This is a genomic window from Nonomuraea sp. NPDC049309 (genome assembly GCF_043196965.1).
Lineage (GTDB): Bacteria > Actinomycetota > Actinomycetes > Streptosporangiales > Streptosporangiaceae > Nonomuraea > Nonomuraea fastidiosa.
The window spans coordinates 318334-329221 of record NZ_JBICSH010000007.1 but is presented as its reverse complement, the minus strand read 5'-3'; the positions used below and the strand labels follow the sequence as shown (position 1 = coordinate 329221).

At 70.4% G+C, this 10888-nt stretch carries 11 protein-coding genes and 1 tRNA gene; 5 read left to right on the top strand and 7 right to left on the bottom strand.

The window, feature by feature from the left end:
- Nucleotides 1–444: 444 nt before the first annotated feature.
- Nucleotides 445–520, bottom strand: a tRNA-Arg gene (locus ACGFIM_RS35865).
- Nucleotides 521–1730: 1210 nt separating this feature from the next.
- On the opposite strand from ACGFIM_RS35865, the gene ACGFIM_RS35860 reads away from it, so the two are divergent.
- Nucleotides 1731–2783: a D-alanyl-D-alanine carboxypeptidase family protein gene (locus ACGFIM_RS35860; RefSeq protein ID WP_393210100.1), complete on the top strand. Its 1053-nt coding sequence runs from the start codon at nucleotides 1731–1733 to the stop codon at nucleotides 2781–2783.
- Between the two features lie 2 nt (nucleotides 2784–2785).
- Here ACGFIM_RS35860 and mscL read toward each other — a convergent pair whose 3' ends face one another.
- The 6 genes from mscL to ACGFIM_RS35830 all read right to left on the bottom strand — a co-directional run bounded on the left by mscL (nucleotide 2786) and on the right by ACGFIM_RS35830 (nucleotide 7785).
- Nucleotides 2786–3184: a large conductance mechanosensitive channel protein MscL gene (mscL, locus tag ACGFIM_RS35855; RefSeq protein WP_393210097.1), complete on the bottom strand. Its 399-nt coding sequence runs from the start codon at nucleotides 3182–3184 to the stop codon at nucleotides 2786–2788.
- Between the two features lie 23 nt (nucleotides 3185–3207).
- Nucleotides 3208–3807 (bottom strand): flagellar biosynthesis protein FlgA, encoded by a 600-nt coding sequence (locus tag ACGFIM_RS35850; protein ID WP_393210094.1) that lies wholly within the window; start codon nucleotides 3805–3807, stop codon nucleotides 3208–3210.
- Nucleotides 3804–4610: an S-methyl-5'-thioadenosine phosphorylase gene (locus ACGFIM_RS35845; RefSeq protein WP_393210091.1), complete on the bottom strand. Its 807-nt coding sequence runs from the start codon at nucleotides 4608–4610 to the stop codon at nucleotides 3804–3806. Before ACGFIM_RS35845 ends, ACGFIM_RS35850 begins: the two co-directional genes overlap by 4 nt.
- A 700-nt stretch (nucleotides 4611–5310) precedes the next feature.
- Nucleotides 5311–5622 carry an FmdB family zinc ribbon protein gene (locus ACGFIM_RS35840; protein ID WP_393210088.1) on the bottom strand — a complete coding sequence of 104 codons (312 nt, stop codon included), beginning with the start codon at nucleotides 5620–5622 and terminating at the stop codon, nucleotides 5311–5313.
- A 69-nt stretch (nucleotides 5623–5691) separates the two neighbouring features.
- The gene (locus ACGFIM_RS35835; protein ID WP_393210085.1) at nucleotides 5692–7191 is read right to left on the bottom strand and encodes a potassium/proton antiporter; all 1500 of its coding nucleotides are present in this window, start codon (nucleotides 7189–7191) and stop codon (nucleotides 5692–5694) included.
- A 24-nt stretch (nucleotides 7192–7215) separates the two neighbouring features.
- Nucleotides 7216–7785 (bottom strand): 5-formyltetrahydrofolate cyclo-ligase, encoded by a 570-nt coding sequence (locus ACGFIM_RS35830; protein WP_393210082.1) that lies wholly within the window; start codon nucleotides 7783–7785, stop codon nucleotides 7216–7218.
- A gap of 24 nt (nucleotides 7786–7809) precedes the next feature.
- Between ACGFIM_RS35830 and galU the strand changes: the two genes are divergently transcribed.
- Genes galU through ACGFIM_RS35810 form a run of 4 tightly spaced genes read left to right on the top strand, consistent with a single transcriptional unit; the run spans nucleotide 7810 to nucleotide 10838 of the window.
- Nucleotides 7810–8712, top strand: coding sequence for a UTP--glucose-1-phosphate uridylyltransferase GalU (gene galU, locus ACGFIM_RS35825; RefSeq protein ID WP_393210079.1), 903 nt, complete (start codon nucleotides 7810–7812; stop codon nucleotides 8710–8712).
- Nucleotides 8699–9886, top strand: coding sequence for a gephyrin-like molybdotransferase Glp (gene glp / locus ACGFIM_RS35820; protein WP_393210076.1), 1188 nt, complete (start codon nucleotides 8699–8701; stop codon nucleotides 9884–9886). Before galU ends, glp begins: the two co-directional genes overlap by 14 nt.
- Entirely contained in the window at nucleotides 9883–10359 is a 477-nt protein-coding gene (moaC, locus tag ACGFIM_RS35815) for a cyclic pyranopterin monophosphate synthase MoaC (RefSeq protein WP_364069528.1), read from the top strand. The genes glp and moaC overlap by 4 nt, the downstream gene beginning before the upstream one ends.
- Nucleotides 10359–10838, top strand: a complete 480-nt coding sequence (locus ACGFIM_RS35810) for a molybdenum cofactor biosynthesis protein B (protein ID WP_393210114.1) — start codon at nucleotides 10359–10361, stop codon at nucleotides 10836–10838. The genes moaC and ACGFIM_RS35810 overlap by 1 nt, the downstream gene beginning before the upstream one ends.
- Nucleotides 10839–10888 lie beyond the last annotated feature (50 nt).

The window sequence follows — 10888 nt, the reverse complement described above, 5'->3', positions numbered from 1 at the left end:
TCCCGGCATGTTCGATCCTCCGAGGAGGGGGCGTGCGTACAAGAAGGAGCTCTTGTATGCGGGGCGGTCGCAGGGATGTCGTGGGTGCCGCCATGGCGTGGATCACGGTCGTCGGACGCGCATCTCGTTTGGTGTTCCCGTCTCGACGGAAGGCGGCGTGGCCACGGAGGGAGCCCCGGAGCCGGCTTCGCGTGTTGACTATCGCGATCGCCGCCCTCTACAGGCCGAGGCCCAGTAGCCCGACAGGGCCGTGACTGGGTAGGCCATGACGCACTCGAGAGCGTTTGAGGTGGGACGACGCGTTCAAGATCGTCCCCCATATGTCCCCAGGATTCTGACCTACGGCTGCACATGGCTGCACTCGGCTGCCTACGAGGGTCCGGAGAAGCAAAAGACCTGCGGTTGTGAAACCGCAGGTCAGAGGCCGAAATGGCTGGTCAGACGTGGTGCCCCCGGCAGGATTCGAACCTGCGGCACCCGCTTTAGGAGAGCGGTGCTCTATCCCCTGAGCTACGGAGGCGGACTCCCGTAAGCCTAGCGAAAGTCTGGCACTGTGTGCGACGCCGGGGCGGGATCGGTTCGCGGGCGTTGGTTATGGGTGGTCTGAGCTGCGGTAAAGGCATGACAAGTGATCAGAATCGGGGTGTTCGGGGGTGGATAGCTTCTGGGCTGTGACTCGGAGGCGTAGTGTTCAGGCCCGTCGGCGGCCCGTGGTGTTGTTCGGTGCTCTGCTGGCGCCGGCCATTCTCGCGGCCGGCCTGCTGGCGGGGGAGGTGCAGGGGCTCGAGGCGGACGGGACGCTGGTGCCGGTGACGTGGGGTGAGGCGCCGGTCGTCGGTGAGGCGAAGGCGGTGGCGTGGTCGCCGCGGTTGGTGCCGGCGCCGGATGTGCCGGAGCGCCGGTACGAGGGGGTCGTGCGGGTTCGGGTGCGGGAGGCGGTGGCCGCGCCTGCCGTACGGAATGAGGCGCGGGTGCCGGAGAGGGTGGTCAGGAGGCCGCGGGAAGAGGCCGTCCCGGCTCCGGAGTCCACGGCCGGTGGGTGTGCCGGTGACTGGCTGGACACGTGGTTGTGGGACGTGTGCCGGGATTGGTTGAGTGAGCGGCGCCGGGCTCAGGAGGCGTCTCGGGGGGCTTCCGCCGGGTCGTCTCGGGTGGGTGATGGGGCAGGTGAGGAGTCCTCGGTGGAGCGGGATTCCTGGGTTCCGTTGATCGGGGTCGGGTCGGCGAGCGTGGGGTGATGGCGGGGCTGGTGCTGTTCGGGGCGGGGGTAGCGGTCGGTCGCTCGTTCCTGCGGCGGGTGGGAGCTCGGGGGTTGGTGACGGGTTCGCGGTCTCGGGTTCCATGAGAGCCGGTTCCCATGGAAGCCGGTTCGGAGGCCGTTCGCTGGTCTCGGGTGGGGGTTCTGTGGGCGGGGGTCCTTGGCCGGGCGCGTCTCGCAGGGCCCAGGGGGCGGTGCGCGGGTGCGCTTTCGGCGTTCTTGGTGGCCGAGTGCTGTGCGGTCGTGAAGCGGATGTCACGTGGTGAACTTTCGAGGGGTGGGGGGCGTACTCGATGGTGTGGGGCCTGAGGGTTGTACAAAGGGGGTTGATCGCCTCATAACAGCTCTTCGGAGTTCGGTCCGGGCACTGTAAGGGCTGTAGTAACGTGCGTGCCTGACCCGGGTCACGAGTTTGCAAACGGAGGAGTCGAACGTGCCAGCCCCTCGATCAGCGGGTCTGATCGCGGTCGTCATGGCGGTGGCTTCTCTCCTCACGCCCGGTGGGCAGGCGCCGGCCCGCGCCGACGTGCAGGTGCAGCAGGTCCGGCAGCAGAAGCCGGATCCGTCCAGCCTGACGAAGCTGCGGAAGGAGGCCGAGCAGGCGGCCAAGGAGCTCGAGGACGCCACCAGGGCCCTTGAGAAGCGGCGCGCCGAGATCGCGGCCTCCGAGAAGGAGCTGAAGACCAAGCTGACCGCCCTGCAGCAGCTCGAAGAGCGGCTCGCCGTGATGCGGCAGCCGGTGTCGCAGATGGCCGAGCTGCTCTACCAGCAGCCGCTGATGGCGGGCGGGATCATCCCGTTCCTGTCCGGCGCCGCCGACGAGAAGACGCTGCGGGCGCTGATGGACGCGAACCAGATCGTCTCCGTACGCCAGCACGCCGTCGAGCAGACCAGTGCGCTCTACCGGCAGGCCGAGAAGCTGGCCGCCGAGGCGCAGGAACTGCGCGCCGGCAATCTGCTGGCCGAGGCGCAGCTCGCCGCCGAGGTGGACACGCTGCGCAAGCGGTCGGACAAGATCGTGAAGTCGCTGACCGCGCAGCTGGTGCAGATGGGCATAAAGATCGACAAGGTGGGGCGCGCGGCCCTGGGATGCAACCCGCTCAAAGCGGCCAACGCCGACCACTACCCGAACGGGCTCATCCCCAAGGACATGCTCTGCCCCTTGCAGCAGAAGGGACACAGTCTCAGGGCGGACGCCACGATCGCGTTCGTCAGCCTGAACGAGGCCTTCAAGCAGCGGTTCGGCAGGCCGCTGTGCGTCACGGACGCCTACCGGAGCCTGGCCGAGCAGCAGGCGGTCTACTACCGGCGGCCCGGGTTCGCCGCCGTGCCCGGGCGGAGCAACCACGGGCTCGGGCTGGCCGTGGACCTGTGCGGCGGGGTGGAGCGGTCGGGCTCACCGGAGTTCGTGTGGATGGAGAAGAACGCGAAGCGGTACGGGTGGTTCCATCCTTCCTGGGCCTACAGCAGCCCGTTCGAGCCGTGGCACTGGGAGTACGACCCGAAGATCGACAAGATGCTCTGAGGTCAGAGCGCGGGCACCTCCGAGCTGCAGAAGGCGCAGCGGGAGGCGGCCCTGGGGATCTCCGACAGGCACTCGGGGCAGTCGCGCGTCGTGGCCTCGATCTTGGCGGCGTTGCGCTCCCTGATGTGCGTGTAGGGCTTCACGACCAGGAAGTAGACCACCGCCGAGACGATCAGGAACGACACGACGGCGTTGATGAAGTTGCCGTACATGAAGTTGGACTGGCCGACCGTGAGCTTCAGCGAGGAGAAGTCGGGCAGGCCGCCGAACGCCGAGATCAGCGGCGTGAGCAGGTCGGCCACGAACGACTGCACGATCGCGTTGAACGCCGCCCCGATGATCACCGCCACCGCCAGGTCGATGACGTTGCCCTGCATGAGGAACTTCCTGAATCCAGCCATGGCATCGAATCGTAGTCTATTGATCACCCTGGGTTGGCTCGGAGAGTGCCGAGGGTGATCGACAGGCGGGCGTGGGCCTGTGCCGTCGCCAGCTCGGCGGCTTGGGCCGGGGTCGTGGCCAGAACGAGGAGGGCGCCGTCCGGCGACGAGCCCGCGCGGGACTGCCTGGGCACGGTGACCACCGTCGCGTCCGTGGCGATCTCGCGGGCCGGCGCCTCCTGGTCGCGCGCGGCCAGCACCGTGATGGTGGAGCCGGGTGCGAGGAGCGAGGCCGCGGCGGTGTCGGCGATGCGCACCGGGGTGGCCACCGTGCCGGGCGGCAGCGGATAGGAGGACAGGAGGCGGACGTCGGTCAGCGGCTCGCCCCGGCGCATGGGCGTCGCCAGCGTCCGGCCCCGGGGGAGCGTGCGGATCGCGCCCGCGGGAGCAGGATCGAGCGCCGCGGGGCGGAAGTCGGCGGGGTTCAGCGGGCCCGGCCGCAGGTCGCGTACGGCCACCAGGACCGTGGGCGCGGCCGGGGCCGGGCGGGTGGCGAGATAGGCGGTCACGACGGAGACGGCGGCGAGCGCCGCCGCGATGAGGCGGCGGCGACGGCCGTAGCGGGACAGCCAGGACCCGATCATGGCAGCTCGAAGGGGAGCTTGATGCCGTCGAGCGCGTTGGGACAGGGGCACGTGCGCTCCTCCGGCAGCGCCTCGACGGCCTGCGCGATCAGTGTGCGCATGCGCTGGACGTTCTGTGCGAAGAACTTGAGCACCTCGTCATGCGTGACGCCTTCGCCCGCCTCGACGCCGGCGTCGTGGTCGGTCACCAGGGAGATCGAGGTGTAGCAGAGCGCCAGCTCGCGGGCCAGGACGGCCTCGGGGAAGCCGGTCATGCCGACGATGGACCAGCCGTTCGCGGAGAACCACTGGGACTCGGCACGCGTCGAGAAGCGCGGGCCCTCGATCACGACGAGCGTGCCGCCGTCGACGGTCTCCCAGCCGGCCGAACGCGCGGTCCGCACGGCCACGGCCCGGCCGGACGGGCAGTAGGGGTCGGCGAACGAGACGTGGACCGCGCCGCCGGCGTCGTAATACGTCTGGGGCCGGCCGGAGGTGCGGTCGACGAGCTGGTCGGGGACGACGAGGGTGCCGGGGCCGTACTCGGCCTTGAGCGAGCCCACGGCGCTGGGGGCCAGCACCTGGCGGACGCCGAGCGAGCGCAGCGCCCAGAGGTTGGCGCGGTACGGGATGCGGTGCGGCGGGAAGCGGTGGTCCCGCCCGTGCCGGGGGATGAACGCGACGCTGCGGGAGCCGATGCGTCCGACGGTGACGACGTCGCTCGGAGGGCCGTAGGGGGTGGTGACCTCGACCTCCTCCGCGTCGTCGAGGAGGGAGTAGAAGCCGGAACCGCCGATGACGCCGATGTCTGCGCGAGTGACCATGGCCGAGAGAGTAACCGGAGTGGCGGCGGGGCCGGTCAACTGGAACGGGTTCTGGGGATGAGCGGGCTGGGGTGGGGGGTGGGTTGTGGATAGCGGCGGTCGGGGGTTCGGTGTGCTGTGGTCAGCGGTGTGGTGGGGGGTGGGAGCGTGGGCGGTGAGTGGTGCCTGCGCATCGCGGTGGTCAAGGGTGTCTGCGGGGCGGGGGTGCGGGCGGGCCCTGGCCGGCGGTGTCTGCGGTGTGGGAGTGCGGGCGGTGAGTGGTGCCTGCGCATCGCGGTGGTCAGGGGTGTCTGCGGGGTGGGGGTGCGGGCGGTCAGTGGTGCCTGCGCGACGTGGTTCCTGTGGGTGAAGGCGCGACGCGGTCAGTGGTTGCCGGAGGGGAGGCGCGTTGCCGTCAGTGGTCGTCGGAGGGAAGGCGCGTGGGGTCGGCGATGACCGGAGGTGAAGGCGCGTCGCGGACAGCCTGTGCGAAGAGTGCGGGTTTGCTGCGGGTGCCCCGGGCGCTCCAGACGTCCTCCCGGGGGCGTCGGTACGCGGGCGGGATGAATGCGCCCTGCCGGCACCGAATCGTTCCGCGGGCGTGAAGGACCGCCGCCTCGGCCGAACGTACGAAAAAGGGGGAGGCGGGGGCGCGGAACACCGGATCAGCTGACCTGCGCTCAGCCGGGAAGGGGGACGCGGCGGGTCAGCTGATCGGGACCTAGTTGGAAGCGGCGGCGGGAGCGGGCGCGCTCGAAGAAGACGAGCCGGAGTCGGACGACGACTTGCTCTCCCCGGACTTCGACGAGGAAGAGGAGGAAGAAGAAGAGGACGACGTCGACGAGGTCGAGGACGACGAGCGGTTGTCGGTCCGGTAGAAGCCCGAGCCCTTGAACACGATGCCGACCGCGGAGAAGACCTTGCGGAGCTTCCCCTGGCAGCTCGGGCAGACCGTCAACGCATCGTCAGTGAACTTCTGAACCACCTCGAGCTGCTCACCGCAGTCGTTGCAGGCGTACTGATAAGTCGGCACGCGCTCCTCCTTACAAGCTTTGGCACTCGAGCGATGCGACTGCTAATGGTAACCGATAGGTCCAAACTCCTATTCCAACCCCTGCTCTCCGTACCAGCCGGCCAGCTTGCCCCTGCGGTGGACCGCGCGCAGGCGGCGTTCTGCCTGGTCACGGCAGGCGGCGGTGGTGACGATGAGGAGCTGGTCGCCGGCGTGGATGCGGGTGGAGGGCGCGGGGACGAACGATCGGCCGTCCCGTACGACGAGGGTGACCGCGGCGCCGGCCGGCAGCCGCAGCTCGAAGATCTCGACGCCGTGCAGGCGCGACTCCTCGGGCACCCTGACCTGCACCAGGTGGGCGTGCAGTTCTTCGAGGGGAGCGGACTCGACGGACAGGTCCTGGGCCTCGGCGGGCGCGCTCACCCCGAGCAGCTTGGCCGCGTACGGCAGCGTCGGCCCCTGGAGCAGCGTGAACACGATGACGATCACGAAGACTTCGTTGAAGATGGCTTTGGAGCCCTCGACGCCGGCCGCCCAGGGGATGGTGGCGAGCACGATCGGGACCGCGCCGCGCAGCCCCGCCCACGACAGGAACGCCTGCTCGCGCCAGCTCACCCGGTCCACGTGCAGCACCTGGGCGAGCAGTGAGGCGGCGACGACCGAGACGGGGCGGGCGATCAGCACGAGGGCGGTGCCGATGATCAGGCCGGGGACGATGGCCGATGGCAGCTCCTCGGCGTCGGCCAGCATGCCGAGCATGACGAACAGCCCGATCTGCGCGAGCCACGCGGCGCCTTCGGCGAAGCTCCTGGTCGCGCCCCGGTGGGGGAGCCGCGCGTTGCCGAGGATGAGGCCGGCGAGATAGACGGCGAGGAAGCCGGAGCCCTGGAGGAGGACGGCGCCTCCGTACGAGACGAAGGTGAGCGCCAGGACGGCGATGGGGTACAGGCCGGAGGCGGGCAGGGCGACGTGGCGCAGGGCGTACGCGCCGGCGGGGCCGACGGCGAGGCCCACGGCGGCGCCGATGAGGAGCTGGAGCGTGGTGTTCCAGAGGAACGTTCCAACTGTGGCCGACGCCTGCGTTCCGCCGGTGAGCAGCACGACCGCGATGACCGTCGGGGCGTCGTTGAAGCCCGACTCGGCCTCCAGCGCGCCGGCCAGGCGCGGCGGCAGCGGCAGCCGGCGCAGCACGGAGAAGACGGCGGCGGCGTCGGTGGAGGCCAGGATCGCGCCGATGATCAGCGCGGTCCGCACGTCGATGCCGAGCGGCCCGTAGACGGCGAACGCGAGCACGACGATGCTCACCGCCACGCCCACGGTGGCCAGCACCACGGCCAGGGGCACGGATCGCCGCACGTGCGACCAGTTGGTGGTGAGACCGCCTTCGGCGAGGATCACGGCCAGCGCCCACAGCCCGATCTGCTGGGCCACCTGGGGGTTGTCGAAGGTGAAGCCGGACGACCCCAGGACCATCCCGAAGCCGAGGAAGACCAGGAGGCTGGGCAGGCCGGTGCGGTGCACCAGGCGTACGGAGGCGATGGCCGCGATGACGATCAGGGCGCCGAGAAGGAGGGAGAGGTTGAGCGTCATCCGGCCCCCTTCCCGACCCCGCCGTCACATCAGCCTAGTGATGCCCGAAGGAGTGGCCGCATAGCGGACGCGCTGGTCATGGGGTTCGTGCGGGACGCCGTCGATGAGCTCGCCGTCGTGCAGCAGCGCCACGGTGGGGACGTTGGGGCCGACGCGGGCGAGCGCCCGGTCGTACGAGCCGCCGCCCCTCCCCAGGCGCACGCCGGTGACGCGATCGACGGCGAGTGCGGGCACGATGACGAGGGCGGCGGTGCGGATGGCGTCAACGCCGCGCCGGGTGTCGACCGGCTCCATGATCCCGTAGCGGCCGGGCGCGAGCGTGTCGGGCCCGTCGTAGACCGCCCAGTCGAGGTCGTCGTCGTCGCGCAGCACCGGCAGCATGACGGTGGCCCCGTGTTTCCACAGGGCGAACACCAGCCCGTGCGTCTCCGGCTCTCTCCCCACCGACCAGTAGCAGGCCACGAGACCGGCCATCTGCACCCACGGCTGCTCGAGCAGCGTTTCGCGGACCTTGATGGCGTTTGCGCGCAGTTGTTCGGGGGAGAGAGCCGTACGCGCCGCGTTCAGCTCGCGACGGAGGTTCACCTTGTCCACAGATCCCTCCACTAGGGTCTAATCATGGCTGACTTCGACCCTGTGACGAAAGCCGTCGTGCCCGCCGCGGGTCTGGGCACCCGGTTCCTTCCGGCGACCAAGGCGACACCCAAAGAGATGCTGCCCATTGTCGACAAGCCCGCGATCCAGTATGTCGTCGAGGAGGCCGCCGCCGCCGGGCTGCTCGACGTTCTCATGGTCACGGGCAAGAACAAGCGCTCGATCGAGGACCACTTCGACCGGGCGTTCGAGCTGGAGGAGGCGCTCGAGGCCAAGGGTGACGAGCACCGGCTGTCCCAGGTTCGCGAGCCGGCCTCGCTGGCGACCCTGCACTACGTCCGCCAGGGCGAGCCCCGCGGGCTCGGCCACGCCGTGCTGTGCGCCAAGCACCACGTGGGCGACCATCCGTTCGCCTGCCTGCTCGGCGACGACCTCATCGACCGCCGCGACAACCTGCTGCGCCGCATGATCGAGGTGCGCGACACGTACGGCGGAAGCGTGATCGCGCTGATGGAGGTGCCCAGGGAGTCGGTCTCCCTGTACGGCGTCGCCACCATCGAGCCGACCGACGAGGATGACGTCGTCCGCGTCACCGACCTCGTCGAGAAGCCGCCGGCCGACGAGGCGCCGTCCAACTGGGCCATCATCGGCCGCTACGTCATCGACCCGACGGTCTTCGAGGTGCTGGAGAACACCCCGCCCGGCCGCGGCGGCGAGATCCAGCTCACCGACGCGCTGCGCACGCTCGCCCAGCGCGGCCCCGACGAGGGCGGTCCCGTGCACGGCGTGCTGTTCAGGGGCCGCCGCTACGACACGGGCGACAAGCTCGACTATCTGCGGACGGTGGTGAAGTTCGCGGCGGACCGGGACGACCTGGCGCCGGAGTTCGTGCCGTGGCTGCGGGAGTTCCTGAATGAAATCAGTTGACGCGCATCTGGCCGAGATCCTGGCCACTGTACGTCCGCTGGCCCCCCTCGAGCTCGACCTGGAGCAGGCGCTCGGCACCACGCTGGCCGAGGACGTCTCCTCGCCGGTGCCGCTGCCCCCGTTCGACAACTCGGCCATGGACGGCTACGCGGTGCGCGCCGAGGACGTCGCGGGCGCCCCGGTGACGCTGCCGGTGATCGACGACGTGGCGGCGGGCTCTTTGGAGCTGCGTGCGGTGGGGCCCGGCCACAGCGTGCGCATCATGACCGGCGCGCCCATGCCCGCCGGGGCCGACACGGTGATCCCGGTGGAGTGGACCGACGGCGGGAAGGTCAACGTCCGCATCGACAGGGCCGCCGAGGCCGGCAACGCGGTGCGCCGTGCGGGCGAGGACGTCCAGGCCGGGGAGGTCGTGCTCAAGGCCGGCACGGTGATCGGGCCGGCCCAGCTCGGCATCATCGCCGGGGTCGGGCGCCGCCGCGTACGCGTGCGCCCGCGGCCGCGCGTCGTCGTCATCTCGACGGGCGCGGAGCTGGTCGAGCCGGGGAACACGCTGGCTCCCGGGCAGATCTGGGACTCCAACAGCTACACCCTCACCGCCGCCGTACGCGAGGCCGGAGCCGACGGGTTCCGGGCGGGGTCGGTCGGGGACGATCCCGGCGTCCTGCTCGACAAGCTCGACACCCATCTCGTACGCGCCGACGCGATCATCACCAGCGGCGGGGTGTCGATGGGCGCGTACGAGCCCGTCAAGGAGGCGCTGGCGCCGCTGGGCACGGTCCGCTTCGAGAAGGTGGCCATGCAGCCCGGCATGCCCCAGGGCTTCGGCGTGCTGGGGGACGACGAGGTGCCGATCTTCGCGCTGCCGGGCAACCCGGTGTCGTCGTTCGTGTCGTTCATGCTGTTCGTCAAGCCGGCCCTGGACAAGATGCGCGGGCTGCCCGGCGGCATGCCGCCCACCGAGACCGCGCGCACCTCCGGGCGGCTGCGCTCGCCGTCGGGGCGGCGCTCGTTCCTGCGCGGGGTGCTGGCCGGCGACGGCACGGTGGCGCCCGCACACGGGCAGGGCTCGCACCAGCTCGCCGCGCTGGCCTCGGCCAACGCGCTGATCGTGGTGCCGGAGGACGTGACCGAGGTCGAGGCGGGCGCCTCGGTGGAGGTGATCAGGCTGTGAGCGAGCTGACGCACATCGACGAGACGGGCGCGGCGCGCATGGTGGACGTGTCGGCCAAGGACGTCTCGGCCCGTTCCGCCGTGGCCACCGGGCGGGTGCTGCTGTCGGCCGAGACGGTGGCGCTGCTGCGGTCGGGCGAGGTGCCCAAGGGCGACGCGCTGGGCGTGGCCAGGATCGCCGGGATCATGGGCGCGAAGCGTACGCCCGATCTGATCCCGCTGTGCCATCCCATCGCGCTGCACGGCGTGAAGGTGGAGCTCGACGTCCAGGACTGGGGCGTGGGCATCACGTGCCGGGTCAAGACCGCCGACCGCACCGGGGTGGAGATGGAGGCGCTGACCGCGGTCTCCGTGGCGGCGCTCGCGCTCATCGACATGGTCAAGGCGGTCGATCCCGGCGCGGTGATCACCGACGTGCGGGTGGAGGAGAAGCTCGGCGGGAAGACCGGGCGGTGGACGCGGGACGGTTCGTGATGCGGGCCCTGGTGATCACGGTTTCGAACCGGGCGTCCGCCGGGATTTATGCCGATAAATCAGGACCTTTGTTGGTGGAGCTGCTGCGCGAGCAGGCCGGCTGCGACGAGGTCGAGGGGCCCGTCGTGGTGCCCGACGGCGAGCCGGTCGAGGCTGCGCTCCGTGACGGGGTCGCGGGCGGTTATGACGTCATCGTGACGACCGGGGGGACCGGGCTGACGCCGATGGATCTCACGCCGGAGATGACCGCCCGAGTGATTTCTCGTGAAATTCCCGGTATAGCGGAGGCAATACGGCTGGCCAACCGCGACAAGGTGCCCGCCGCCATCCTCTCCCGCGGTCTGGCCGGTCAGGCCGGGCAAACCTTGATCGTGAATTTGCCCGGATCTTCCGGTGGCGTACGGGATGGCGTCGCCGTACTCGCCCCCATTCTCCGCCATGCGGTCGACCAGATCCGAGGCGGAGATCACCCGCGTTGACGGGGATTCGGTCCCCGCACCCCGTGGCGACATCGTGCCCGATAGGGGGA

Bases quoted from the DNA above. Each gene is read 5' to 3' on its own strand.
- ACGFIM_RS35845 (WP_393210091.1), bottom strand. From the start codon at position 4,610: ATGGTCACTCGCGCAGACATCGGCGTCATCGGCGGTTCCGGCTTCTAC.
- galU (WP_393210079.1), top strand. From the start codon at position 7,810: ATGGCTGACTTCGACCCTGTGACGAAAGCCGTCGTGCCCGCCGCGGGT.
- mscL (WP_393210097.1), bottom strand. From the start codon at position 3,184: ATGGCTGGATTCAGGAAGTTCCTCATGCAGGGCAACGTCATCGACCTG.
- ACGFIM_RS35860 (WP_393210100.1), top strand. From the start codon at position 1,731: ATGGCGGTGGCTTCTCTCCTCACGCCCGGTGGGCAGGCGCCGGCCCGC.
- ACGFIM_RS35850 (WP_393210094.1), bottom strand. From the start codon at position 3,807: ATGATCGGGTCCTGGCTGTCCCGCTACGGCCGTCGCCGCCGCCTCATC.
- ACGFIM_RS35835 (WP_393210085.1), bottom strand. From the start codon at position 7,191: ATGACGCTCAACCTCTCCCTCCTTCTCGGCGCCCTGATCGTCATCGCG.
- ACGFIM_RS35810 (WP_393210114.1), top strand. From the start codon at position 10,359: ATGCGGGCCCTGGTGATCACGGTTTCGAACCGGGCGTCCGCCGGGATT.
- glp (WP_393210076.1), top strand. From the start codon at position 8,699: ATGAAATCAGTTGACGCGCATCTGGCCGAGATCCTGGCCACTGTACGT.